Here is a 26,554-nt window from a genome sequence, read left to right as displayed (position 1 = left end):
GATGACCCTCGCGCCACGACCCGGCCGCGGGACCGTCCGCGCCGTCCCGGCGAGCGCCAGGATGGCCTCGGGCGTGTGCAACGGCACGCTGGGAGAGCTGTTCCAGGGACCGGTCGCACACCGGGGGAAGCGCGCCATCGGCGTGATCTCCTTCCCGGTCGACCGCTACTCCTGGGCGTACTTCACCGAGGGCTGCGGCGACGCCGAACCGCTTCCCGCCCTTCAGAAAGCGTCCAGGGGGGCGCGGCTCTTCCTGCGCAGGCACGGGCTCCGGCTGCCGCGGGGGCGGTGGAGCAGGCACACGGAACTGAACGTCGGCGTCGGCATGGCCAGTTCCACGGCGGACATCGTGGCCACCCTGCGCTGCCTCTTCCAGTTCTTCGGGATGCCCTACGACCAGATCGAGGTGATCGACATCCTCTCCCGGATCGAACGCGCGGACAGCGTCTTCCTCGACGAGTCCGCCCTCTACCTCAGCGACCGTCACGAGGTGGCCGAGCGCCTGGGCACCTCGGTCGGCTTCCACACGTGTTTCGTGGTCGAACCGGGGGCGGTGGACACCGCCGGGGTGACGCCGCTGCTCCTGGGCCACTACACCGCCCGCGGTGACGCCTACCGGGCGTGCCTTGAGGGCGCCCTCGCGGCGTTCCGGGCCGGGGACGTCGTGGGGGTCGCCCGGGCCGCGACGACCAGCGCCGCCCTCTCCCAGGAGGTGCTGCCCAAGGTGACCCACGACGCCGTCGCCGCCAACCGCCGCTACTTCGGCGCGGACGGGGTCTTCGTGGCCCACACCGGCGGCGTGATCGGATACCTGTTCGCCGACCGGCTCGCCAGGAAACGGATGGACGAGCTGTCGGCGTTCTTCGGGGAGCTGGGGTACCAGTGCTCGTTCGCCTGGGGCGGTTATGGCGGTGCGTGAGCACATCGCGGATGCCCTGAAGACGCCCCAGCTGATCCGGCTCGGCGCCAACGTCGTCCTCGCGAGGTTCGAGACGCTGAAGATCTACTCGGCGCTCGCCGCGGTCCGCGCCCTCCTGGAGCGCGGAGCGGTCGAACCGGGACAGGTCCTGGTCGACAGCTCAAGCGGCATCTACGCCACCTCCCTCGCGCTGGCCTGCCACCGCTACGGCATGCGCTGCCACATCGTCGCCTCGACCACGGTCGACGTGGCGGTCCGCGCCCAGCTGGAGATCCTCGGCGCGACCGTCGAGCAGATGCCGCCGTCCTCGTCCCTGCGGCTGGACCAGGAGGCCAGGGTGCGCCGGGTGCGCGAGCTGCTCGCCGAGCGCCCCGACATGTACTGGATGCGGCAGTACCACGACGACATCCACTACCTGGGATACCAGGAGTTCGCCGACCTCGTCGCCGCCGAGCTCGGCACGGACGAGCTGACCGTCGTGGGCGGCGTCGGTTCCGGGGCCTCGACCGGAGGCGTGACCGAGTATCTGCGCCGGGAGAACCCGGAGGTCCGGCTGGTCGGCCTCCAACCGTTCGGCAGCGTCACCTTCGGCAGCGAGACATTCAGCGACCCGGAGGCGATCATCGCCGGGATCGGCAGCTCGATCCCCTTCGGCAACGTGCGCCACGAGCTCTACGACGCCGTGCACTGGCTCGACTTCCGCCACGCCATGGCGGGCGCGGTCGCGCTGCTGCGTGACCACGCGGTGTTCGCGGGCCTGTCGACCGGCGCCGCCTACCTGGTCGCCCGCTGGGTCGCCGCGCGGAGCCCGGGCAGGACGCACCTGGTGATCGGCGCCGACACCGGCCACCGCTACGCCGAGCGGGTCTTCGTCCGGCACCGGGAGGCGCCCGGCCTGTCGGAGCTGAAGCCCAGGGAGATCGGTTCCCTGGAGGAGCTGGAGATGCCGTGGTCGGCCATGGAGTGGCGGCGACGGCCGTACGGGGCAGGCGGGTAGCGGGCGCGCTCACGGGGCGGCGGCCGTACGCGGCGGAGCGGTGAGGCATGTTCCCACCGGGCGACGGCCCCGCCGCGGGTCACGGCCGCCCGGTCAGCGCCTTCTCCATCCGGAGACGAGGACCCAGACCAGGTAGACGCCGCCGAGGGAACCGGTCATCACCCCGACCGGAAGCTGGAGGGGAGCGAGCACCCGCTGGGCGGCCAGGTCCCCGGCGACCAGCAGCAACGCGCCCATGAGGCACGAGAGGGCCAGGACGGGGGCGGCCGACCTGGCGAGTCCGCGGGCGAGCTGGGGGGCGGCGAGCGCGACGAACGGGATGGGCCCGGCGGCGACGGTCGCCATGGCGGTGAGGGCGACGCCCAGCAGCATGAGCCAGAGCCTGGACCGCTCGACCCGCACGCCCAGCGCGGTCGCGGGCTCGTCACCGAGCTCCATGAGCTTCAGCCTCCTGCCGAACGCCAGCGTGACGGGGAGCAGGACCACGAGCGTGGTGGCGAGCAGGTACACATGGCCCCAGCCGCGCCCGTTGAGGTTGCCGGTCATCCAGGTCGCGGCGACGTGGGCGTCGGCGAACTCGGCCCGCGCGATCAGGTAGACGTTGGTCGCGACCAGGCCTCCGTTGACGGCGATGCCGACCAGGATCAGCCGGTAGCCCTGCACCCCGTCCCTGAAGGCGAGGAGGTAGACGGCCAGTGAGGTGAGCAGGCCGCCCGCGAGCGCGCCGCCCGCCACGGCGGCCATTCCCCCGCCGAGCACGATGATCTGGATGAGCGCGCCGGTCGCGGCCCCGGTGGTGAACCCGACGATGTCTGGGCTGCCCAGCGGGTTGCGGGTGAGGCTCTGGAAGACCGCTCCCGCCATGCCGAGGGCCGCTCCCACCAGGAGGCCGGTCAGCACGCGCGGCAGCCGGAGCGTCTCGACGACGAACGTGTGGGCGCGCTCGCCGTTTCCCGAGAGGACGCGCAGGACGTCTCCGGGGGAGATCTGGTACTGGCCGGTCCCGATGGCGAAGACGGTGAGGACGGCCACGGCGGCCGCGAGGGCGACGCCGACCAGGGCGGCCCTGCGGTCGACCCGGAAGGCGATGCCCCGGCCCGGGGTCGCAACCGTGATCCCCGGCCTGCCGCCGCGGGCCGCGCGGGGTTCCGCCGGGCTCCGGCGCCTGGTGGCGTTGGGCGCGTTCACAACTGGGCGATCCTCCTGCGGCGGACGAGGACGAGAAAGACCGGCATGCCGATGAAGGCGGTGACCACTCCGGCCTCGAGCTCGGCGGGCCACAGCACGAGCCTGCCGACGATGTCGGCGGCCAGCACCAGCACGGGGCCGAGCAGCAGCGAGTACAGCAGCACCCAGCGGTTGTCCTGGCCGACGGTGAGGCGGGCGGCCTGCGCCACGACCAGGCCGACGAACCCGATGGGCCCGACGGCCGCGGTCGCCGCGCCGCACAGGAGGGTGACGGCGAGGACGCCGAGCAGCCGGGTACGGCCCGGCCTGACGCCGAGGGCCCGTCCCGTGTCGTCGCCGAGCGCCATGGCGTTCAGGGACGTGCCGAGCGACATCGCCAAGACCAGACCGGCGAGCATGAAGGGGGCGACCTTCGCCGCGACCGTGAGATCGTGCCCGCTGAGGGCGCCGGTCCCCCAGTACCGGTACTGGTCGAACGCCGTGGGATCGGTCAGCACGAACGCCTGGGTGACCGAGGCGAGGGCCGCGCTCACCGCCGTTCCGGCGAGCGCCAGCCGTACGGGGGTCGCGCCCGTCCGCCCGCTCGACCCGATGAGGTAGACGACGACCGCGGCGATCGCGGAACCCGCGAAGGAGAACCAGACGAAGTCCCGCAGGTCGTGCAGCCCGAACAGGCCGATGGCCACCGCGATGGCGATGACCGCGCCCGCCTCGACGCCGAGGACGCCCGGGTCGGCCAGCGGGTTGCGGGTGAGGGCCTGCATGAGCGCGCCCGCGAGGGCCAGGGACGCGCCCGCCCCGATCCCGAGCAGGGTCCTGGGGACCCGCAGATCCTGGATGACGTGGGCCGCGTCCGAGGTGTCCGGGTGCAGCAGGAGCCTGACGACGTCCCCCGCCGGGATGGCCTTCGACCCGATCGCGAGACTCCCGATCACGGCGAGGGCCAGCAGCGCGGCGGCGAGCAGCGCGCCCCCGGCGCGCAGCGCGTTGCCGCGGGCCCGCCCCCTGGACCGGACGGCGGACCGGACGGCGGTCATACCGGCACCTCGGCTGTCGCGGTCGTCCTGGCGCGGGCGGGGCGCAGGGCCTGCAGGAGCGGGGGCGCCATCACCGTGGTGACGATCGCCATCAGGACGATCGCGGTGTAGGCGGTGGCGCTGAGGATTCCCGTCTGCAGGCCGACGGTGGCGATGACCACCTCGACCGCGCCCCTGGCGTTGAGGCCGACGGCGATCGTGAGCCCGTCACGGAGGCCGACCCTGGCCAGGAGCGCGCCGCCCAGGGCGCCCGCGACCTTGGTCGCCACCGCGCAGACGAGCACCACGCCCGCCCACAGCAGCGCCTGCGCGTCGGCGAGGGCGGTCAGGTCCAGGCGCAGCCCCGCGGTGGCGAAGAACACCGGCGCCAGGATGGTGACCGTGAGGGGTTCGAGCTGCTGCCTGAGCTGGGCGGGGAAGAACCGGGAACGGCTGAGCAGCAGTCCCGCCAGGTAGGCGCCGATCACGACGTCGGATCCCGCAAGGTGGGCGAGGGCGGCCAGCGCGCCGGTGGCGACGACCGCGACGACGAGGCCGCCGTACTCGGTCCCCCGTTCCCGTACGGCCCGCAGCGCGGCGTCCACGAGCCGCTGCCCGGCGGTCAGGGCGGCGGCCAGGAGCAGCGCGACGCCGCCGAGCAGCGTGGCTACGGTGCCGAAGGACAGGGTGCCCGCCTGTGCCAGCGCGGTGACCAGGCCGAGGGCGGCCCATCCGGCGAGGTCGTTCGTCATCGCCACCGCGATGATCATCTGTCCGGTGTCGTGCCGGACGAGGCCGAGCTCGGTGAGGATCCTGGCGATCACCGGCAGCGACGAGATGCTCAGCGCGATCGCGATGAACAGGACGAAGGCGATCCTGGTCGCGGCGTCGCCGTGGAAGGAGGCGGGCATCAGCAGGCCGATCCCGATCCCCGCGGCGAAGGGCAGGCCAAGGGCGCCCGCGGCGATGAGGGCCGAGGCGCGGCCCAGCCTCCTGATCGTCGCGAGGTCGGTCTCCAGGCCGGTCAGCACGAGCAGCAACGCGACGCCGAGCCAGGCGATGGCGTTGAGCGGCGCCGCCGCCAGCCGGTCGTCGGGGACGACGATCGCGGCGGCGGCGGGCCAGAGCCAGCCGAGGACCGAGGGGCCGAGCAGCACACCGGCCAGCAGCTCGCCGACGACGCCCGGCTGCCCGATCCGCCGGAAGGCGGCGCCGAGCAGCCGTCCCGCCGCCACGATGACGAGCAGCTGCACCCACATCAGGAGGACGGCGTCGGCCTGCAGCGAGGGGAAGCCCACTCAGTCCTCTTCGTCCTCGTGGTGGTCGAGGTTGACCACACCGCGCTTCCAGTACCCGTCGACGTCGATCCGGTCCTTGGAGAGCCCGAACTCACCCCGCAGGTAGCGGCGGATGGGCTTGAGCGTGCCCGCCTCGCCGCCGACCCAGGCGAACCCCTCCCCCGGGGGTTTGCGCACGCCGCGGATGGCCTTCTCCAGCAGGTCTCCGGTGCCCGGCGCGGCATCGCCGCGGTAGAGCCAGGTCAGGCTGACGTCGGCGACGCTGCTGATCTCCTGTTCCTCCCGGGTGTCGGCGATCTCGGCGAACGCGAACACGGTCGCTCCGCGCGGCAGTGCCTCGAGCCAGCGGGCGAGGGCGGGCAGGGCGGTCTCGTCCGCGCCCAGCACGTACCAGTCGCAGTCGAGCGGCACCATGACCGAGCCGCGGGGGCCGATCACGCCGATCCGCTTGCCGGGGACCGCCTGGTCCGCCCAGGCCGACCCGGGACCGTGGCCGTGGACGACCATGTCGACGTCGATCTCCAGGTCCTGCGGCCGGTGGTAGCGGATGGTGTAGTCGCGGAAGATCGGGCGGGGCGCGCCGGGCGGCGGCGGTTCCAGGCCGTCGGGGCCGAGGGTCGGCATCACCGGCAGGTCCGCGCCGGGTTCGGGGAAGCAGAGCTTGACGTGGTCGGCGGGCGCCGCCTCCTGGAAGCCCTCCAGGTCGGGGCCCGTCAGGGTGACCCGGACGGTGGACGGGGTGATCCGCCGGACCCGGCTGACCTCCAGCAGGCGCGGTTTGAGGGGGTATTCGACGATCGTGACATCAGACATCGCGGGTCCTTAGGTGAGCTTGGCGAGGATGGCGTCGAGCTGGCCGAGGATCTCCAGGACGCCCTTGTAGCTGTACTGGTAGCCGTACTTGATCGGGTAGACGTGTCCCTCCTTCGCGGCGGGCAGCAGTTTCCAGGAGCCCTGGTCGAGCAGCTTTCGCGTCGCGGGGTCCGCGCTGCCGTCGGGCTGCGCGCCGTACAAGACGACGGTGGTCTTCTCGAACCGGGAGATCTGCTCGAAGGAGAGCCGCACCCCGCGGTTGGCGCGCTCATCGGTCGCGACCTCGGAGAACGTGAGGCCCGCCTCCTCCATGAACAGGCCGGGCCAGGAGACCGGGGAGTTGGCGACGAAGCCCTCCGGGCCGCCCTCGACGTAGTCCCATGTGGTCTTCGCCAGGACGGTCGAGTACTTCGACTTGATCTCGGCGACCTTCGCCCGGTACTCGGAGATCTTCCCGGCCATCGCGTCCTTCCTGCCCAGCGCGTCGGCGATCTCGGGGAGTGCCTTGCGGACGTCGGCCGGGTTCTCCGTCACGAAGAAGGCGGTCGGGGCGATGGCGCTGAGCTTGTCGTAGCCGAAGTCCTCCGCCCGGCGTTGGGTGCTGACGATGAGGTCGGGCTGGAGCTGGGCGAGCTGCTCGTAGTTGATGGACGTCTCGTCGGCGCCGATGACGGGGATGGCCTTGACCTTCGCCCAGTCCTCGGGGGAGTAGTCGCTCTCGGCCTCCTGGAGGATCGCGACGGGGGTGATGCCCAGTTCGAGGACGGCCGCGGTGGTGTTGAGCAGGGAGACGACCCGCTTCGGCTCCGCGGGGACCTTGACCGGCCCGTTGGCGGTTTCGACGACCCGCGTGGCGGTGGCCTGGGCGGGCGCCGCGGCGGGCTGGGCCGGCGAGGAGGAGCCGCAGGCGGTGGTCAGAGCCACCAGCCCGGCTGTGACGAGGCCGAGAACGGCCCTGGTGAGATGCATCCTGCGTCTCCTGGATCACAATAAAGTTAGGTAAGGCAAACCTAAGTAAAGGGATAGGGTGTGGTTGCGTCAAGCCCGTCTCGGAGATCGCCGGTCTCGCCCTGGCTCCGGTGGCCGGCGAACTCCGCGCTCCTTTCCGGCTCAGTTCTCGTTCCCGGTTTCGAGCACGCCCGCGCGCAGGGCGACCAGGCGTGGCAGCAGCTCGATGGTCGAGGGGCGGTGGGCGATGACGATGAGCGCCCGGCTTTCGCGCAGCCGGGCGAGCGCGGTCTCCAGGCTGCGGGCGGTGACCGGGTCGACGTCGGCGGTCGCCTCGTCGAGGATGAGCACGGCCGGATCGGCGAGCACGGCTCTGACCAGCCCGAGGATCTGCCGCTCCCCCGCCGAGAGGTCTCCGGCCGGGGTGTCCAGGCCGCGCGGCAGCCCCTGGGCGAACGCGCTGATGCCGAGGGCCTCGAACGCGGCCTCCATGTCGGCGCGTCCCGGCTCCCCCTGGGCGAGGGCGAGGTTGTCGGCGACAGAGCCGGACACCGTGTGGACCTCCTGCGGCACGAGCGCGATCCGCCTGCGCACCTCGTCCGGCGAAGCCTCGCTCAGGTCAACGCCGCCGAAGGTGACCCGCCCCGAGTCGGGCCGGTAGAGGCCGCTGAGAATCTTGGACAGGGTCGTCTTGCCGGATCCGGTCTCCCCGACGAGCCCCGCGTGAGCGTCCTCGGCGAACCCCACAGAGACCTCGCGCAGCACCTCGGCGTCGCCCTCGTAGCGGAAGGTGACCTTCTCGGCCAGCAGTTCCCCCTTGACGGGCAGCGGCCGGTCGCCTCCGGGCTCCGGGACGCCCGCCGCCAGCAGGTCGAGCAGGCGGGCCAGCCCGGCCCGCACGGTCTGCACCTCCCCCGCGAGCTGGGACAGGTCGCCGAACCCCTCGAACAGGTTCCTTCCGGCCAGCACGAAGACGACGACGGTCCCGACGCTCAGGTGCCCCTCCACGGCGAGCCAGGCGCCGAAGACGAGGAGCACGGCCATCGCGGCCCCCTCGACGAGGGTGATCGCGCCGATCCGGTTCTCCACCAGCACCGTGCGCCGCTGGGTGGCGAGGGTGGCGAGGTTGTCGCGGTCGAACCGCGCCATCCACGCGGGCAGACCGCCCGCCGCGCGCAGTTCCTCGCGGGCGTCGAGGGTCTCGGCGAAGGTGGCCGCCATGGTGGCCTCCGCACCGGCGTGCGCGCCGAAAGCGGGCCCGGCGTCCTTGGCGAACCATCGGGTGACCAGCACCGCGGGGGCCAGGAAGACGGCCACCACCACGAGGGTGAGCGGCCAGGAGTAGGCCAGCAGCACGACGGTGGTGAAGGCGAGCGTCGCGGTGACGCCGAGCAGGTTCGGCAGCGCGGTGCGGACGAACATGGCCAGCTCGGCGATCTCACCGGTCGCGCGCTGCAGCAGCGAGCCGTCGCGGTGCGCCTCGATGAAGCGCAGCGGCGCCTCGGCGAGCCGTTCCGCGGCGCGCTCGCGCAGGCCGCGGGCGACGTGCTCGCCCGCGTTCGCCAGCGTGGTCGCGGCGAACCTGGCCAGCAGAGCCTGTGCCACGACGAGTCCGGCCAGCAGCGCGACGGTCGTGAGCAACCGGTCGCGGTCGTTGGCGGTCAGCGCCTCCACGGCCACGCCGATGAGGGGCGCGAGGGCCACCAGCGAGGCGCTCTCCGCGAGGCTGAGCAGCAGCGCGACCAGCATCCTGCCCGAGTACGGCCGCAGGTGCGGCCAGGCACGGCGCAGCAGCCTCGCGCTGGACGGCTCGTCCGACAGCAGGACGGTCTCAGCCATGGGAGACCTCCGCACCGGTGAGGTCGAGCACGCGGTCGGCGGCGTCCGCGACCGCGGCCCTGTGGGTCACGAAGACGACGGCGGTCTCCGGTGACCACCGCCGCAGCCGGTCGAGGACGTGCGCCTCCGTCGTCTCGTCGAGGGCGGAGGTGACGTCGTCGAGCAGCAGCACGGCCGGGCGGCCGAGCAGGGCGCGGGCGAGCGCGAGCCGTTTCACCTGGCCGCCGGACAGCGCTCCGCCGCGCTCGCCGACCTCGGCGTCGAGGGGAAGGTCGATGGCGGCGGTGTGGCAGGCGGCCCGCAGGTCGGCGTCGCCCAGGTCACGGCCGAGGCACAGGTTGTCGGCGACGGTGCCGGACACCAGGACGGGCCGCTGCGACACCAGGACGAGACGGCGGGCCACCTCGTCGGGGTCCGCCGCGCGCAGGTCGAGGCCCCCGTAGGAGACGGTCCCCGCCGAGGGGTCGGCGCGACGGCACAGCAGCCGCAGCAGCGTCGACTTGCCCGAACCGCTCGGCCCGGTGACGGCGAGCAGTTCCCCGGGCCGCACCGACAGGGAAAGGGGACCCAGCACACGCCGCCCGCCGCGCGTGAACGTCACGTCCTCGCAGGTGAGCGCGCCGCGCGCGGGCAGCGGGACCGGGTCGGGCCGGTCGGCCAGCGCGGGACGCAGCGCGAGGATCTCCCCGATACGGCGGGCGGCGACGACGGCCTGGCCGCGGTCGGCGAACCGTTCGACGGCGACGCCGACGGCCAGGGTGAGCGTGACCATCCACGAGGTGAACGCGACGAGGCCGCCGATGGTGAGGTCTCCGGAGAGCACCGCGAGGCCGCCGAAGCCGATCCCGGCGACCACGGCCAGGCGCGGGATCATCGGCCCGAGCGCCGACCAGGTCGCCGAGATGCGGGCGGCCCGCATGGTCGCCTCCGCGACGCGGGCGCTGCGCGTGTGGTGACGCCCGAGGAGGACGTCGGCGCCACCGAGCCCGCGCAGCGCGCCGCCGACGGTCAGCAGGTCCGCGACGGCGTCGGCGCGGGAGGCGTGCGCGTCGGACAGCTCGGCGAGCGCGGGCTCGAACCGGCGTGGGAACACCAGGTTGACCAGGACGAGCGGCGGCAGCATCGCGAGCGTCACGTACAGCAGGGCGGGTTCGAGCGCGGCGAGGGCGGGCAGCACGACCGCGAACGTGGTGGCGATGACCGCCCACGTGGTCAGCCCGTGCACCCAGATGCGCACCAGGTCGACGTCTCGGGTCACACGCAGGGCGAGGTCGCCCCGGCCGCCCTGCCCTACCAGGTCGTCGTCGCCGAGCGCGGCGACGTGCCGGACGAGACGGTGCCGCAGGCTGACGCCGACTCTGGCGTCGGCCAGGTTGGCCCACCACTGCCAGCCGATCAGACCGGCCCACTGGGCCGCGGCGACGGCGAGGATCACCAGCGCCCACGAGAGCGTGACGCCCGCGTCGGAGCGCGCGATGCCGTCGTCGACGGCCCGCTGCACGCACCAGGGGATGGCCAGCAGCGCGACCTGCCTGACGACGGCCGCCGTCACGGCGGCGGCCAGCGTGCGCCACTGCGCCAGCAGGCACCGGCGCAGCAGCGAGGAGGGCCGCTGGGTGAGGGGCGGCCCGCCGTCGGCGGCGCCGCCCGGGGAGGAGGCGGGGGCGAGAGCGAGCAAGCTCAGCCGCCCATCTCGGTGACGAGGCTCAGCGGGCGCATGTCGGTCCAGTTCTCCTCGACGTAGGCGAGGCAGTCGGCGCGTGGCGCCGGGCCGTGGACGCTGTCCCAGCCGCCGGGAACGTCGGCGAAGGCGGGCCACAGCGAGTGCTGTCCCTCGGCGTTCACCAGCACCAGGTAGGAGGCGTCCGCGTCTTCGAAGGGGTTGGTCATCGGGGGTCCTCCTCTGAGGATGTGTCGGTCATCGGGGCGGTCACTGTGTCGGTCACTGTGTCGGTCGGGATGTCGGTCGGGATGTCGGTCGGGATGTCGGTCGGGATGTCGGTCGGGATGTCGGTCGGGATGTCGGTCACGGTGTCGTTGAGCGCGCGGTCGACGATGGGGCCGATCACGGTGAGCGCCCCGGGAGTGAGCAGTTCCGCGTGGGTGAAGTCGACGTCGTGGTTGACGATCGCCCCGCCGACGTGGGCGGCCCACTGGAGGTGGTCGCCGGTCTCCACGCGGTCCTTCGTCGCCGTGACGACGAGCAGGTCGCCGTCGTAGCGGGCGTAGTCGGCGCCGAGCAGCAGGCCCATGCAGGCGCGGTGGACGGTCTCGATGGCCCGCACGGTGGCGTCGTCGAAGTCGGCGAGCACGCCCGCCGACTCGCGCAGCCCCTGCAGGAACTCCTCGGTCTCGGCGCGGCTGAGCTCGTCGAGCTCCTCGGGGGTGCGTCCCACCTCGCCTTCGGCGTCCATCGGGAAGGTGTCGAGGACGCCGAGGAAGGCGACCTCCTCGCCGCGCTCGCGCAGGGCCGTCGCGATCGCATAGGCGACCTGCCCGCCGAAGGACCAGCCGAACAGGTGGTACGGCCCCGCGGGCTGGACGGCGGCGATCCGGTCGGCGTAGGCCCGGCCGAGGTCGCGCAGGCTCGCCGGGGTGAAGTCCTCCCCGGAGAGCTGGGGCGCCTGGATGCCGTACAGGGGCCTGCGTGGGTCCAGGTGCGGCAGCAGCCCGCCGTACAGCCAGGCGAACCCGGCGGGCGGGTGCGCGCAGAACAGCGGCGGCAGGTCACCGGCGGCCCGCAGCGGCAGGATCACCTCGAACCCGCCGTGCGCGCCGCCCGCCAGGCGTGCCGCCAGCTCCGCCGGAGTCGGGCTGGCCATGACGGCGGCCAGTTTGAGCGGCACCCCCAGCTCGGCGCGGATCCTGGCGGCGAGCCGCATCGCGAGCAGCGAGTGGCCGCCGAGCTCGAAGAAGCCGTCATCGATCCCGACCCTGGGCAGGCCGAGCACCTCGGCGAAGACCCGGCACAGGACGGCCTCACGCTCGTCGCGCGGCTCGCGGGACGAGACGGCCGCCGCGAAGTCCGGGGCGGGCAGCGCGCGCCGGTCGAGCTTGCCGTTGATGGTCAGCGGCAGCGCCTCCAGCGGGACGAACGCCGAGGGGACCATGTGGTCGGGCAGCCGTTCCCGCAGAGCCGCCGCCAGGTCGCCGGGGCCGTCTCCCGAGGGCACGACGTAGGCGACCAGGCGGGTGACCGGGCCCGGCCGGGCGACGACCGCGACCTGGCCGACACCGGGCTCGGCGGCCAGGACGGCCTCGATCTCCCCCGGCTCGACCCGGAACCCGCGGATCTTCACCTGGTCGTCGGCCCTGCCGAGGAAGTCGAGGTTGCCGTCGCCGCGCCAGCGCACGACGTCACCGGTGCGGTACATGCGCTCGCCGTGCCGGAACGGGTCGGCGACGAAGCGTTCCGCGGTCAGGCCCGGCCGGTTCAGGTAGCCGCGGGCCAGCCCGATCCCGGAGACGTACAGCTCGCCCGCGACGCCGACGGGGACCGGGCGGAGCCGGTCGTCCAGGACGTAGGCGCGGGTGTTCCAGATCGGGCTGCCGATGATGGGGGTGACGCTGTCGCCGGTCCCGCCGCCGAGCGTGTTGATGGTGTATTCGGTCGGCCCGTACAGGTTGTAGCCGAGGGTTCCCTCCGTGGTGCGCAGCGTCTCCCACAGGGCGTGGCCGACGGCCTCGCCGCCGAGCAGGACGAGCGGCGGCACATGTCCTTCGAGGAGCCCGTGGTCGACGAGCTGCTGGCCGTAGGACGGGGTGACGTTGACGACGTCGACGAGGTGCTCGGCGCAGTAGGCGGTGAGCGCCTGCGCGTCGCGCCGCATCTCCTCGTCCAGGACGTGCACCTCGTGCCCCTCGACCAGCCAGAGCAGTTCCTCCCACGACATGTCGAAGGAGAAGGAGACGGTGTGCGCGATCCGCAGCCGCCGCCCGGCCGCCGCGACCACCGGGCCGAAGATCTCCGCCCGGTGGTTGAACTGCATGTTGGTCAGGCCCGCGTACGGCACGACGACGCCCTTCGGGCGCCCGGTCGAGCCGGAGGTGTAGATGACGTAGGCCGGGTGGCTCAGCGGGAAGTCGAGCCCGAGGTCGTCGCCGGGCAGGTCGTCCAGGCCGCGCAGTTCGTCCGGGGTGAGCACGCAGACGGGCCGGGCGTCGGCGATCATGTGCTCGATCCGGTCGGCGGGGTAGTCGAGGTCGAGCGGCAGGTAGGCGGCGCCGGTCTTGAGCACCGCGAACAGCGCGGCGACCATGTCGGCCGAGCGCGGCAGCGCCAGCCCGACGATCCGCTCCGGGCCCGCGCCCCGGCCGGTGAGCATCCTGGCGATGCGGTTGGCGCGGGCGTTCAGCTCGGCGTAGGTGTGGCGCAGCTCGCCGAAGACCAATGCGACCGCGTCCGGTGTGCGGGTGGCCTGCTCCTCGAGCAGCCGGGCGACGGTCTTGTCCGGCAGCGGGTGCTCGGTGGCGTTCCAGTCCTGGAGCACCAGCCTCCGCTCGTCAGGGCCGAGCGGGTCGAGGCGGCCGACGGGCACCGTCACGTCGTCGGCGATCTGCTCGAGCAGCCGGACGAACCGGGCGAGCATCGACTCGGCGAGCGGCCGGTCGAACACGTCGGGGCGGTAGGCCAGGGACACCTTGAGCCGTTCGTCCGGGGTGACGACGAGGGTCAGCGGGTAGTGGGTGCCGTCGACGCTGTCCATCTCGGCGATGCCGTACGAGGCGGTGATCCTGGCCCGCTCGTCCTCGTCGTCGCCGAAGTTGCGCAGCACGTACAGGGTGTCGAAGAGCCGGCCGAGCCCGGCCGCCCGCTGGATCTCGCCCAGTCCCAGGTGTTCGTGCGCGAGCACGGCCGAGCGGCTCCGCTGGAGGCGGGTGAGCAGGCCGAGCAGGGGCTCGTCCTGGTCGAGGACGACCCGGACGGGGACGGTGTTGAGGAACAGGCCGATGGTCGACTCGACGCCGGGGATCTCGGCGGGCCGTCCGGAGACGGTGCTGCCGAACACGACGTCGGAGCGGCCGACGACCCCGGCCAGGACCATCCCCCACGCCGCGGTGAGCAGCGTGTTGAGCGTGAGCCCGTGCCGCCTGGCCTGGGCGCTCAGCGCCGGCCCGAACCCCTCGGGCAGCTCGGCCATGACGGCCTGCGGGATGACCGCGGCCAGCTCGCCGCCCGCGGGGGCCAGCAGCGTCGGCTCGCCGAGCCCGGCCAGGGCCTCCCGCCAGGCCGCGAAGGCGGCGCCGGAGTCCTGCCGCGACAGCCAGACCAGGTAGTCCCGGTACGGGGTGACCCTGGCGGGCTCGCGCCCGTCGTACAGGTCGAACAGCTCGCGCAGGAACAGTCCCTCCGACCAGCCGTCCCACAGGATGTGGTGGTGGATCATGACGAGGAGGTGGTGGTCGTCGGCCAGCTTGACCAGGGTGAACCGGACGAGCGGCGGCCTGGTCAGGTCGAAGCGCCTGGCCCGGTCCTCGGCGAGGACGCGCGCGACCTCGGCCCGCTGCGCGGGGTCGGCGAGGAAGCCGAGGTCGACGCCTGCGACCGGGACGCTCCCGGTGACGGGCCGTCCGGCGACGCCGGTCAGGTCGATCTCGGTCAGCGGCAGCTCCGCCACCGCGGGCACGAACTGGACGGCGCGGTCGAGGCCGTCGTGCCGGAATCCGGCGCGGAGGTTGGGGTGGCGCCCTGCGAGCCGCCGCCAGGCCTCGCGCAGCCGGTCGGCGTCCATCGGACGGCGCAGTTCGAGGAAGTTCTGCACCGTGTAGACGTCGAGCGCGCCCTCGTCGACGCTGGCGTGGAAGAGCAGGCCCTCCTGCAGCGGCGCCAGCGGCAGCACGTCGGCCGTGCCCGCGGGCAGGTCGTCGATCTGCTCCTGGGTGAGTGAGACGAGCGGCAGGTCGGACGGGGTCAGGACGCCGTCGAGGGCGCCGGTGCCGGTCAGCTCGGCGAGCGTCGCCGTCCAGCGTTCCGCGAGCCTGGCCAGTGCGTCGCCGTCGAGGACGGCGGAGGTCCAGGTGACCCGCAGCCGCGGCCCTTCCGGCCTGTCCTGGGTGACGGCGTCGACCTCAAGCCCGTACGGCGACGCGCCCGGCCCTCCGTCGGGGAGCGTCTCGCCGGCGATCCCCCAGTCCTCGGGCCCGCCGACGCCGAACCGGCCCAGGTAGTTGAACAGGATCTCCGGGCGGGGTGAGGAGGCGAGGACGGCGGCCGTCTGGGCGTTGAGGTGGCGGAGCAGGCCGTACCCGAGGCCGCCGTCCGGCACCACCGCGAGCTGTTGCCTGATCCGCTTGAACGCCGCGACCGCGTCTCCCCTGCCCGGGTCGAGCCGCACCGGGTGGACGGCGGTGAGCCAGCCCGCGGTCCGCGACAGGTCCAGTTCGGAATGCTCGCGTCCGTGCCCCTCCAGGTCGACCAGCACGGGCCCTTCCCCGGGCAGGGCACGGGCGAGGGCGGTGAGCAGCAGCGCGTTCATCCCGCCCCGCGCGGACAGCAGGCCGCGGGTGAGCGCGACGTCCAGGGTGGTCTCGTGTACGGCGGGCCCTGTGCCGGATCCCGTCACGGCCCCCGTCGCGGACCCGATGACGGGTCCAACGCCGGATGCCGTGGGGTGCGGGAGGACTCCTGCGCCGAGCCGGGACGCGCCGGGGCTGAGGGTGGCGAGCCAGTGGTCGAGCTCGGCCAGCCGGCCGGGCGCGTGCGCCTCCTCGGTCAGCCGTTGCGACCAGCGGCGCAGGGACACCGGGACGGGGGCCAGGTCGCGGCCCTCGACCGCGGCGGCCAGGTCGGGCAGCAGGAAGCGCCAGGAGACGCCGTCGACGGCGAGGTGGTGCGCGACGACGAGCAGGCGTCCCGGTTCCCGGCCGAGGTCGAACCAGACGGCCTGGACGACCGCTCCGGTCGCGGGGTCGAGCCGGTCGACGGCCGCGCGGTACTCGGCGCCGAGTCCTTCAAGGCCGGTGACCTTTCGCACCTGGGCGGCGGCCTCGGCGGGCACGTCCTGGGTGATCTCCGCGGACCAGACCGCCGGATGCGGCCTGGCCAGGCGGATCCTGAGCGCGTCGTGGCGGCGCCTGAGGGCGTCGAGCGCGGTGGTGATCCGGTCAAGGCCGAGTTCCGCGGGCACCTGGAGCAGCCTGGCCTGGTGCACGCCCTCGACCGGGACGCCCTGCTCGCGGAGCCAGTGCATGACCGGCAGCAGCGGCAGCGGGCCGCCCGTCTCCTCGACGTCGTCGGCAATGGCTTCCTGCGGGGCCGCCGCCCTGGCGACGACCGCGAGACCGGCGACGGTCGGGTGTTCGAAGACGTCCTTCGCGGTGATCGTCAGCCCGGCGGCGCGCGCCCTGGCGACCAGGGTGATGGACATGATGCTGTCGCCGCCGAGGCCGAAGAAGTCCTCGTCGGCGCCGACCGCGTCGAGGCCGAGCACCTCGGCGAACGCGGCGGCCAGGACCTCCTCCCCGGGAGAGCCCGGCCCGGCGGCGCGGGTGGCGGCCGGGGAGACGGCGGGGACGGGCAGCGCGCGGCGGTCGAGCTTGCCGTTGACCGAGAGCGGCAGCGCGTCGAGCGGCACGATCACCGACGGCACGAGCTGGCCGGGAAGCCTGGTCGCCAGCTCGGCGCGCAGCGCGGCCGGGTCGAGCGGCGCGCCCGCGCCACCGTCTTCGCCCGTACCGGAGCCGGTGACGGGACCGACGGACGAGCCGACGACGTAGCCGATCAGGCGGCCCTCGACGGCCGCGGCCGCGGCCTGCCGTACGCCGGGGAGGGCGCGCAGGGCGGCCTCGACCTCGCCCAGCTCGACCCGCTGCCCGCGGATCTTCACCTGGTCGTCGGTGCGGCCCAGGAACTCCAGCGTGCCGTCCGCCCGCCACCGGGCCAGGTCACCGGTGCGGTACATGCGCTCGCCGTGCCGGAACGGGTCGGCGACGAAGCGTTCCGCGGTCAGGCCCGGCCGGTTCAGGTAGCCGCGGGCGAGCTGGTCGCCCGACAGGTAGAGCTCTCCGGGGACGCCGACCGGCACCGGGCGGAGCGCGGCGTCGAGCACGTGCGTCCTGGTGTTCCACACGGGACGGCCGATCGGGACCGTCGTCGTGCCGGGATCCGCGGTGTACTCCTGGTAGGTGACGTCGACGGCGGCCTCCGTCGGGCCGTACAGGTTGTGCAGCGGCACGTCGAGCACGTCGGTGAAGGCCGCGGCGAGGTCGGCGGGCAGCGCCTCGCCGGAGCAGACGACGTGGCGCAGGCTCGCGCAGCCGGAAACGCCCGAGTCGGTCAGGAAGGCGCGCAGCATGGACGGCACGAAGTGCGCGACCGTGACGGACCGCTCCCGGATGAGCCGGGTGAGACTGCCGGGGTCGCGGTGGTCGCCGGGTCCGGCGAGGACCACGGCCGCGCCCTCGGACAGCGCCCAGAAGAACTCCCACACCGAGACGTCGAACCCGGCGGGGGTCTTCTGCAGCACCCGGTCCCGCGCGGTGAGGCCGTACTCGGCCTGCATCCAGGCGAGGCGGTTGACGATCGCCCGGTGCTCGACCGCGACGCCCTTCGGCCGCCCGGTCGAGCCGGAGGTGTAGATCACGTACGCGGGATGGCCCGGCGCCGAGGCGTCGGGGAACGGCCGGTCCGCATGGGCCGCGCCGTCGGCGTCCACGACGTCCCGCCCGGTCAGGAGGCGGACGGGGCGGGCGTCGGCGAGCATGAACTCGCGCCGCTCCGCCGGGTGGTCGGGGTCGATCGGCAGGTAGGCGGCGCCCGTCTTGAGCACGGCCAGCAGGGCGACCATCAGCTCCGCCGAGCGGGGCACACAGATCGCGACGACCGTCTCCGGCCCGGCTCCCTCTGCGGCGAGCGCCCAGGCCAGCCGGTCGGCCCGCCGTTCCAGCTCCGCGTACGTCAGCTCGGTCCACCCCTGCCCCGCGGGAGCGGGGGCGGCGACGGCCGGGGCGTCCGGGGTACGGCGGGCCTGGGCGCCGATGCGGCGGCTGAGCGTGCCGGAGGGCACCTCGTGGCCGGTCGCGTTCCAGGTCCCGGTGAGCAGATCGCGTTCCGCCGGGGACAGCACGTCGACGGACCCTGCCGTCAGTTCGGGGTCGGCGAGGACCTGACGCAGCACGTGGACGAGCCGGTCGGCGAGCAGCCCGGCGGTGGCGTCGTCGAACAGGTCGCGGGCGTAGACGACCGACAGGTGTGTGCCGTCGCCGTCGTCGACGGCGTTGAAGGCGAGGTCGAAGCGGGCGTGGACGCTGGTGTCCGGTTCGACCTCGCCGAGCGCGACGGCGGGCGCCGCGCGGTGGTACTGGGTCATGACCTGGAACAGCGGGTGCCTGGCCAGGGAGCGGGCCGGGGCGACGATGTCGACGAGCCGCTCGAACGGCAGGTCCTGGTGGGCGAGCGCGGCCAGCTCGGTCTCCCGCACCCGGTCGAGCAGCGTGCCGAACGAGGGGTTTCCCGACAGGTCGGCGCGCAGCACGAGCGTGTTGACGAACAGGCCCATGACGTCGTCGAGGACCTCGTCGGGACGGCCTGCGACGGGGACGCCGAGCGGGATGTCGGCTCCGCCGCCGAGCCCGCCGAGCAGGACGGCGACGGCGGCCTGGAGGACCATGAAGGGGGTGGCGCCGCTCCGCCGGGCGAGCGCCGTGATCCCCCGGTGGACGTCCTCCGGCAGGCGCAGCCGTACGGTGCCGCCCCGGTGGGTCGGGGTGTGCGGCCTCTGCCGATCGTACGGCAGCGCCAGCTCGTCGGGGATCCCGGCGAGCGCGGCCCGCCAGTGGCGCTCGGCCTCCTCGGTCGGCACGGCCCGCTGCCAGAGCGTGTAGTCGGCGTACTGGACGACCGGCTCGGCCCAGCGCGGCGGGTGCCCGGACAGCCGGGCCTCGTAGGCGACGGCCAGGTCGCGCAGGAACACGCCCTCCGACCACTGGTCGCTCGCGATGTGGTGGAAGACGGCCGACAGGACGAGCCGGCCGTCGTCGAGGGTGAACAGCGTCCCGCGCAACGGCGGCTCCACGGGAAGGTCGAAGGCGTGGGCCTCGGCGTCGGCGAGGTCGGCGCCGAGCCTTTCCCGGGGGCAGCTCACGGGCGTGAACGGCGGGTGCTCGTCGAGGATCCGCTGGTACGGCGTGCCGTCCACGTCCGGGTATACGGTGCGGAGGATCTCGTGACGGCCTGCCACGTCGTGCCAGGCGGCGCGCAGCGCGGCGGCGTCGCTTCCCTGGGCCAGGTGGAGGCGGAGGGGGATGTTGTAGACGGGGCTCGGGCCTTCCAGGTGGTGCAGGAACCACAGCCGCCGTTGCGCGGCGGACAGCGGTACCCGCTCCGGGCGTTCCGCGCGGGTGAGCGGCGCGCGCGGGGCCGCGCCGAGCCTGGGCATCAGCCGGGCGACGGTCCGCGCCTCGAACAGGTCCCTGATCGCGAGTTCGGCGCCGAGAACGCGCCGGATGCGGTTGACGGCGCGGGCGGCCAGCAGCGAGTGGCCGCCGAGCCCGAAGAAGTCGTCGTCCGCGCCGACGGCGGGCAGGCCGAGCAGGTCGGCCAGCACGCCGCGGACGATCTCCTCCCGTTCGTCCCGCGCGGCGCGCCCGGTGCTCTCGCCCGTTCCCGGGGCGGGCAGGGCTGCGCGGTCGAGCTTGCCGTGGACGTTCATCGGCAGCGCGTCGAGCGTGACGACGGCGGGGACCATGTAGGGGGGCAGGCCGAGCGCGTCGGGGTCGACCGGCCCCTCGGCCACGACGTACGCCACGAGCCGGTCGTCCCTGACGATCACGGCGGCGTGGGAGACGTGCGGTTGCGCGGTGAGCGCGGCCTCGACCTCGCCGAGCTCGATCCGGTAGCCGCGTACCTTCACCTGGTCGTCGGTGCGCCCCAGGAACTCCAGGGTTCCGTCCTGCCGCCAGCGGGCCAGGTCGCCGGTGCGGTACATGCGCTCGCCGTACTGGAACGGATCGGCGGCGAACCGCTCCGCGGTCAGGCCAGGCCGGTTCAGGTAGCCGCGGGCCAGACCGGCTCCGGCGATGTACAGCTCGCCGGGGGTGCCGGGCGGCACCGGGCGCAGCCTGCGGTCGAGCACGTAGACGCGGGTGTTGGCGATGGGCCGCCCGACGATCGGGGTCGGGCTCTCGTCGAGGGCGGCGCCGAGCGTGTCGACGGTGTCCTCGGTCGGCCCGTAGTAGTTGTGTGTGAGCACGCCGGGGGTGGCGCGGAACCTGCGCCACAGCGCGTCCGGGACGGCCTCGCCGCCGAGCAGCACGAGCACGGGCCGGTGCGGCCCTTCGAGGAGGCCGCAGTCGACGAGCCGCTCGGCGAAGGTCGGGGTGACGTCGAGGGTGTCGATCCGCCGTTCGGCGATCAGGGCGACGGTCGCCTCGGCGTCGCGGCGGGTCTCCTCGTCGAAGACGTGCAGTTCGTGGCCGCACAGCAGCCACAGCAGCTGTTCCCAGGAGGAGTCGAAGGAGAAGGAGGCGGTGTGCGCGGCGCGCAGCCGCCGTCCGCCCGCCGCCTCGACGGCCCTGGCGAAGACGGTGTCGCGGTGGTCGCGGTAGAGGTTCGTCAGGCCCTCGTGCGCGATCTGCACGCCCTTGGGGCGTCCGGTCGAGCCGGAGGTGTAGATGACGACGGCCCGCTGCCTGGGGTCCCGTGCGACGACGGGGTCGGTGTCGGGGCCGTCGCCGGTTTCCGGGAGTTTGGTGAGGACGAGCACGGGCCTGGCGTCGGCGAGCATGAGCTGCCGCCGTTCCTCGGGGTAGTCGAGGTCGATCGGCAGGTAGGCCGCGCCCGTCTTGAGCACGGCCAGCAGCGCGACGACGAGGTCGGCGGAGCGGGGCAGCGCGAGCGCGACCAGCGTCTCCGGGCCAGCGCCGAGCCCGGTGAGGGCGTGCGCGACCCGGTTGGCGCGCCGGTTGAGCTGGTCGTAGGTGAGGGACGTCGTGCCGAAGACCACCGCGGTCGTGTCCGGGGTCGCGGCGGCCTGCGCCTCGAACACGTCGACGACGGTTCCCCCGGGGATCTCGGCGCCGGTCGCGATCCAGTCGCCGAGAACCTGTTCCCGTTCGAGCAGCACGTCGATCTCGCCGACGGCGACCTCGGCGGCGATCCGCTCGAGCACGCGGGCGAAGCGGGCGGCGACCGCCCTGGCCTCGTCCTCGCCGAACACGTCCGGCCGGTACTCCAGGACGAACCGGGGCCCGCCGCCGTCGGGGCCGAGTACCGGGTTGCCCGAGGGCAGCACGAGCAGGGTCAGCGGGTAGTGGGTGTAGCCGCGGTTGCCCGCGCCGGTCACCGTCACCTCCCCGCCCTCGGGGCCGTGGCCTGCCGGGTAGTTCTCGAAGACGAGCAGTGTGTCGAAGAGCGTGCCCGCTCCGGCGAGGGCCTGGATCTCGGCCAGGCCGAGGTACTGGTGGTCCAGCAGCCTGGCCTGCTCGGTCTGGATCCTGGCGAGCGCGGCGGGCACCGGCTCGCGCGGGTCGAGCCGCACCCGAACCGGGACGGTGTTGCTGAACAGGCCGACCATGTTCTCGACGCCGTCGAGGTCGGCGGGACGCCCAGAGACGGTGGCGCCGAAGACGACGTCGTCGCGCCCGGTGAGCAGGCCGAGCAGGATCGCCCACGCGCCCTGGACGACGGTGTTGAGGGTGAGGCCGTACTTTCTGGCGAGCGCGCCGAGCCGGTCGCCGACGGCGCCGGGCAGCTCGACGGGCACGTCCCTCGGCGGGACGGGGGCACGCGCGGGCTCGGCGCCGCCGACCAGCGTCGGCTCGGCCAGCCCGGCCAGGGCCTCCCGCCACGCCGCGGCGTCGGCCGCCGCGTCCCTGCGGCCCAGCCAGGACAGGTAGTCCCGGTACGGCGGCGCGGGCTCGGCCGTGCCGGAGACCAGTTCGCGCACGATGAGCGGGGTCGACCAGCCGTCGGCGACGAGATGGTGGCCGGTCAGCAGCAGCCGATGGCGGCCGGGCCCGAGCCGGACGAGCAGGCAGCGCAGCAGCGGTGACCGGGTGACGTCGAAGCGGTGGGCCAGCTCGGCGCGCTCGACCTCCTCGAGGCGTTCCGGCTCGCCGGTGAGGTCGAGCTCCCGCCAGGGCGGTTCCGCCCGCGCCGGGATGACCTGGACGGGCCGGTCGAAGCCGTCGGAGAGGAAGACGGCGCGCAGGCCGTCGTGCCGGTCGAGCAGCCGCCGCATCCGCTCGCGCAGGCCGTCGACCGGTCCCTCAAGGTCGAGGTGGGTGAGGGAGGTGTAGACGTCGAGCTCGTCGAACCCGGCGTGGAAGAGCAGGCCCTCCTGCAGCGGGGACAGCGGCAGCACGTCGGCCACGTCCTCGGGCAGGCGGTCGACCTCCCGCTGGGTGAGCTCGACGAGCGGCAGGTCGGACGGGGTGAGCGCGCCGGTCACCTCCGCCAGCTCGGCCAGCGCGGCCTCCCACCGCTCGTCGAGGCCGGTCAGGTCCAGGACGTCCCACGGGGAGGACCAGTGGACGGTGAGCGAGGGTCCTTCGGGGGTTTCGTGGAGGAAGGCGTTGACCTCCAGCGCGTACGGGGTGGGCATGGCGGGGTCGTCCACGGCGGTGAAGGCGCTTCCGGCGGCGAAACGCCCCAGGTAGTTGAAGAGGATCTGCGGCTGCGGCAGCTCGTCGAGCCGCCCGCGCAGGTGACGCAGGACGCCGTAGCCGAGGCCGCCGCCGGGCACCGCCCTGACCGCTTCCTTCACTCGCCTGAGCGCGCCGGCTGGGGTGTTCGCGCCGTCGAGCCGGACGCGGACCGGGTACTCGACGGTGAACCAGCCGACGGTGCGTGACAGGTCGAGGTCGTCGATCAGGTCACGGCCGTGCCCCTCGGTCTGTACCAGCAGCTCATCCCTGCCGATGGCACGGGCCAGGGCGGCGAGCAGCAGCTCGTCCATTCCGGCGCGGCAGCGGGCGGCGGCCGCGAGCAGCGGGACGGTACGGCTCGGCGGCAGCGTGACCGAGACGTGGACGGCGGTGCCGACGGTGTCGCCGGGTCCCGGCCTGCGCGCGCCGAGCCGCGGGTCGGGCCGGTCGAGCACACCGGTCCAGTACGGCAGCTCGCGGGAGACGTCCAGGCCCGCGACGGTGGTGGCCCAGGTGCGCAGCGACGTGCCGACCGGCTCAAGGGGGCGTCCTTCGAGGGCGGCCCGCAGGTCGGGCAGCAGGATCCGCCAGGACACGCCGTCGACGACGAGGTGGTGGACGGTGACCGTGAGCCGCCCCGGCGCGCGGGTGAAGACGGCCATCCGGCCCGCCCCGGGGTCGAGGTCGTACCCGGCGTCGATGACGTCCTCCGCGCGGACCGCGCCGGGGGGCCGGACGTCGAGGGTCCAGTCGGGGTTGAGGCGGGCGCGGAGCGCGTCATGGTGATCGAGCAGGGTCTGCACCGCCGCGCGCAGCCCTTCCTCGTCGAGGCCCTCTGGCACCTCGACGGTGGCGGTGTGGCGGTAGGCGGAGGACGCGCCGCCGAGGTCGCGCAGCCAGGCGACGATCGGCGTGACCGGGACGGGCCCGACACCGTCGTCGGGCCGCTCCTGCCGTACGGTCCCGGCGACCGCGGCCAGGCCCGCGACGGTCTTCAGCTCGAAGACCTGCCGCGGCGTCACCGCGAGTCCCGCCTTGCGGGCGCGGCCGCAGACCTGGATGGAGGTGATGCTGTCGCCGCCGAGCTCGAAGAAGTTGTCGTCGATGCCGATCTCGGGCAGGCCGAGGACGTCGGCGAGGATGCCGCAGAGCGTCTCCTCAGCCGCGTCACGCGGCGGGCGGCCCTTCGCGGTGAACTCGGGAGCGGGCAGGGCCCGCCGGTCGAGCTTGCCGTGCCCGGTCAGCGGCAGCTCGGCGAGCACGACGACGGCGGCGGGCACCATGTATCCGGGCAGGCGGGCCGCCAGGGCGCCCCGTACCCGGGCGGCGTCGAGGCCGTCGCCGACGACGTAGCCGACCAGCAGGCCGCCCCGCAGGGCGGCCACGGCCTGGGTGACGCCCGGTGTCGCCGCCAGGGCGGCCTCGATCTCGCCGAGCTCGACCCGGTGGCCGCGGATCTTGATCTGGTCGTCGGTGCGGCCGTGGAACTCCAGGGTTCCGTCCTGCCGCCAGCGGGCCAGGTCGCCGGTGCGGTACATGCGCTCGCCGTACTGGAACGGATCGGCGACGAACCGCTCCGCGGTCAGGCCAGGCCGGTTCAGGTAGCCACGGGCCAGACCGCCGCCCGCGACGTACAGCTCGCCGGTCACGCCCGGCGGCACGGGGGCGAGCCCGGCGTCGAGCACGTACGCGCGGCCGCCGCCGATCGGACGGCCGACGACCGGTTCCCGGCTCTCGTCGAGCCAGGTCCACAGGGCGTCGACGGTGAACTCGGTCGGCCCGTACAGGTTGTGCGCGCGCAGGCCCGGGGTCTCGCGCAGCCGCCGCCACAGCGCGGACGGCACCGCCTCGCCACCGAGCAGCACGAGGCCTGGGCGCCCCGGCCGGTCGAGCATGTCCGCGTCGGCCAGCTGCAGGCAGAAGGACGGGGAGACGTCGATGACGTCGACGCCGGTGAAGGAGGCCGGGTCGCGCCGCTCGTGCTCGTCGAGGACGACCAGCTCGTGCCCGGAGACCATCCACAGGAACGGGCCCCACGCCGAGTCGAACGAGAACGCGTAGGAGTGCGCGACCCGGCGGCGGGGTCCGGCGTGCAGGGTGCCGCGGTGGTGTTCCCACAGGTTGGCGAGGGTCGCGTGGGTGACGGCGACGGCCTTCGGCAGGCCGGTCGAGCCGGAGGTGTAGAGCACGTACGCCAGCGATCCCGGCCGCGCGGTCACGCCGGGCGGCCCGTCCCGGCGGGCGGCGGCCTCGGCGAGGGTCTCAGGGGTGACCACGAGCACCGGGTCGGCGTCGGCGAGGAGGAAGGAGCGCCGCTCGGCGGGCAGACCGGCGGGGAGCACGAGGTGGGCGGCGCCGGACTTGAGCACGGCGAGCTGGGCGACGATCATGCCGGTGCCGCGCGGCAGCTCGAGGGCGACGATCCGCTCGGGTACCGCCCCGCGGTCGAGGAGCAGCCCGGCGAGGCGGTCGGAGCGGGCGTCGAGCTCGGCGAAGGTGAGGCTCTCCCCGGCGTCGCCGGCGCGGTCCCGCACGGCGACCGCGTCCGGCGTCCTGCGCGCCTGGGCGCGGAAGGCCTCGACGAGGGTCGCCTGGGTGACGGGCGTCCCGGTGGCGTTCCAGCCGCCCAGGATGAGGCTCCGCTCCTGCGGCGTGATCAGCGGAAGGTCCGCGATCGGCGTCCGCGGCGCGTCGGCGAGCGTGGCGGCGAAGGTGAGGAAGCGCCGCAGGTGCGCGTCCAGGGTCTCGCCGGTGCACTTTCCCGCGTTGCCGTCCAGTTCGAGGACCAGGACGTCGGCGGGACTCTTGTAGAAGGAGAACTCCAGGTCGTCGACGGGACCGGCGGCGAGGTTGCGGGCGACGCCGTCGATCCCGGCGAAGGACAGGGCGTAGTCGAACGCCTTGACGTTGACCGACGGGCCGTACGATGCGCGCCCCGAACCGACCAGGTCGAGGTCGCGTTGCAGGTCCTCACCGCGGTAGTGCTGGTGGGACCGGGTGGCGGCGATCTCGGCGGCGGCCTGGCGGGTGAGGGACGCGAGCGTCGAGCCGGGCTCGACGGTGAGCCTGACCGGCAGGACGTTGACGGCCATGCCCGGCACCCGCATCGACGCCGCGCCGAACCGTCCCGCGAACGGCATGCCGAGGAGGACGTCGGCGGCGCCGGTCATCCGGCAGGTGTAGGCGGCGGTGACGGCGGTCACCGCGTCGGCCCACGTGCCGCCCGTCTCCTTGGCGACGGCGAGCAGGGCCTGCCCGGGGATCTCCGCCCGCCCGCGCAGGAACCCGTACTCCCGCGGGCCGGAGGTCACCTCCGCCGCCTCCGGCCGGTCGGTGAACCGGGCGCGCCACCAGTCGCGATCCTCCTCCCGCCGCCCCGAGGCGCGGTACTCGCTCTCCTGGCCGAGGATCGCCGACAGCGGGCCGAACGGGCTGTCCCCGTACGGCCTGCCCGCGGCGAGCGCCGTGTAGACCTGCGCGATCCGCCCCGCGAGCAGGGTGAAACTGTAGCCGTCCATGACGATGTGGTGGAAGCGCTGGTACCAGAAGTAGCGCTGGGGCCCGACCTCGTACAGGACTTCGGCGAACAGCGGATCGGTCAGGACGTCGACCGGGGTCGCGAGGTCCGCCCGCATGGCGCGCAGCGCGTCCTCCGGGGCGCAGCGGACGACGCCGAGGGCCCATTCCGGGGCCGCGCCGAGCACCTGCCACGGCCCGTCGGGGCCGTCCACGATCCGCACGTTCAGGGCCTGCGCCTCACCGACCCCGATCCGCACGGCCCTGCCGAACAGTTCGAGGTCGAGGGGGCCGCACAGCTCGACGTACTGGCCGACGTTGAAGCTCGGATCGGCTGGGTCCAGGCGCTGGGCGTACCAGACGCCCAGCTGGGCGCCGGTCAGCGCGAGCACGTCCGCGGACAAGGGGAACCTCTTTCTCGGATCTCGTCTTTCCT

At 74.0% G+C, this 26,554-nt stretch carries 11 protein-coding genes; 2 read left to right on the top strand and 9 right to left on the bottom strand.

Features of this window, described 5'->3' with window-relative positions; genetic code table 11:
• Position 1 precedes the first annotated feature (1 nt).
• Both AB0395_RS19975 and AB0395_RS19970 read left to right on the top strand, forming a co-directional pair.
• Entirely contained in the window at positions 2 to 919 is a 918-nt protein-coding gene (locus AB0395_RS19975; protein ID WP_366282500.1) for a hypothetical protein, read from the top strand.
• Positions 912 to 1,916, top strand: a complete 1,005-nt coding sequence (locus AB0395_RS19970; protein ID WP_366282499.1) for a cysteine synthase family protein — start codon at positions 912 to 914, stop codon at positions 1,914 to 1,916. The genes AB0395_RS19975 and AB0395_RS19970 overlap by 8 nt, the downstream gene beginning before the upstream one ends.
• 93 nt (positions 1,917 to 2,009) lie before the next feature.
• Here the strand turns inward: AB0395_RS19970 and AB0395_RS19965 are convergent, their stop codons facing one another.
• The 9 genes from AB0395_RS19965 to AB0395_RS19925 all read right to left on the bottom strand — a co-directional run bounded on the left by AB0395_RS19965 (position 2,010) and on the right by AB0395_RS19925 (position 26,522).
• Entirely contained in the window at positions 2,010 to 3,104 is a 1,095-nt protein-coding gene (locus AB0395_RS19965) for an iron chelate uptake ABC transporter family permease subunit (protein WP_366282497.1), read from the bottom strand.
• On the bottom strand, positions 3,101 to 4,141 hold the full coding sequence (locus AB0395_RS19960) for an iron chelate uptake ABC transporter family permease subunit (protein WP_366282496.1): 1,041 nt from the start codon (positions 4,139 to 4,141) through the stop codon (positions 3,101 to 3,103). The genes AB0395_RS19965 and AB0395_RS19960 overlap by 4 nt, the downstream gene beginning before the upstream one ends.
• Positions 4,138 to 5,418 (bottom strand): cation:proton antiporter, encoded by a 1,281-nt coding sequence (locus AB0395_RS19955; protein WP_366282494.1) that lies wholly within the window; start codon positions 5,416 to 5,418, stop codon positions 4,138 to 4,140. The genes AB0395_RS19960 and AB0395_RS19955 overlap by 4 nt, the downstream gene beginning before the upstream one ends.
• The gene (locus AB0395_RS19950) at positions 5,419 to 6,231 is read right to left on the bottom strand and encodes a siderophore-interacting protein (protein ID WP_366282492.1); all 813 of its coding nucleotides are present in this window, start codon (positions 6,229 to 6,231) and stop codon (positions 5,419 to 5,421) included. It abuts the gene before it with no gap.
• 9 nt (positions 6,232 to 6,240) lie between these two features.
• Entirely contained in the window at positions 6,241 to 7,200 is a 960-nt protein-coding gene (locus AB0395_RS19945; protein ID WP_366282491.1) for an ABC transporter substrate-binding protein, read from the bottom strand.
• A 141-nt stretch (positions 7,201 to 7,341) separates the two neighbouring features.
• A complete protein-coding gene (locus AB0395_RS19940) occupies positions 7,342 to 9,018 on the bottom strand; it encodes an ABC transporter ATP-binding protein (protein WP_366282489.1) in 1,677 nt (558 codons plus the stop codon).
• Positions 9,011 to 10,696 carry an ABC transporter ATP-binding protein gene (locus tag AB0395_RS19935; protein ID WP_366282487.1) on the bottom strand — a complete coding sequence of 562 codons (1,686 nt, stop codon included), beginning with the start codon at positions 10,694 to 10,696 and terminating at the stop codon, positions 9,011 to 9,013. Before AB0395_RS19935 ends, AB0395_RS19940 begins: the two co-directional genes overlap by 8 nt.
• Before the next feature lie 2 nt (positions 10,697 to 10,698).
• Positions 10,699 to 10,908, bottom strand: coding sequence for an MbtH family protein (locus tag AB0395_RS19930; protein WP_366282485.1), 210 nt, complete (start codon positions 10,906 to 10,908; stop codon positions 10,699 to 10,701).
• Entirely contained in the window at positions 10,905 to 26,522 is a 15,618-nt protein-coding gene (locus tag AB0395_RS19925) for an amino acid adenylation domain-containing protein (protein WP_366282484.1), read from the bottom strand. The genes AB0395_RS19930 and AB0395_RS19925 overlap by 4 nt, the downstream gene beginning before the upstream one ends.
• Positions 26,523 to 26,554 lie beyond the last annotated feature (32 nt).

Source organism: Streptosporangium sp. NPDC051023 (assembly GCF_040689595.1).
Classification (GTDB): Bacteria; Actinomycetota; Actinomycetes; order Streptosporangiales; family Streptosporangiaceae; genus Streptosporangium.
Note: the sequence above shows the minus strand (reverse complement) of the source record. Positions and strands in the feature narration are given on the sequence as shown.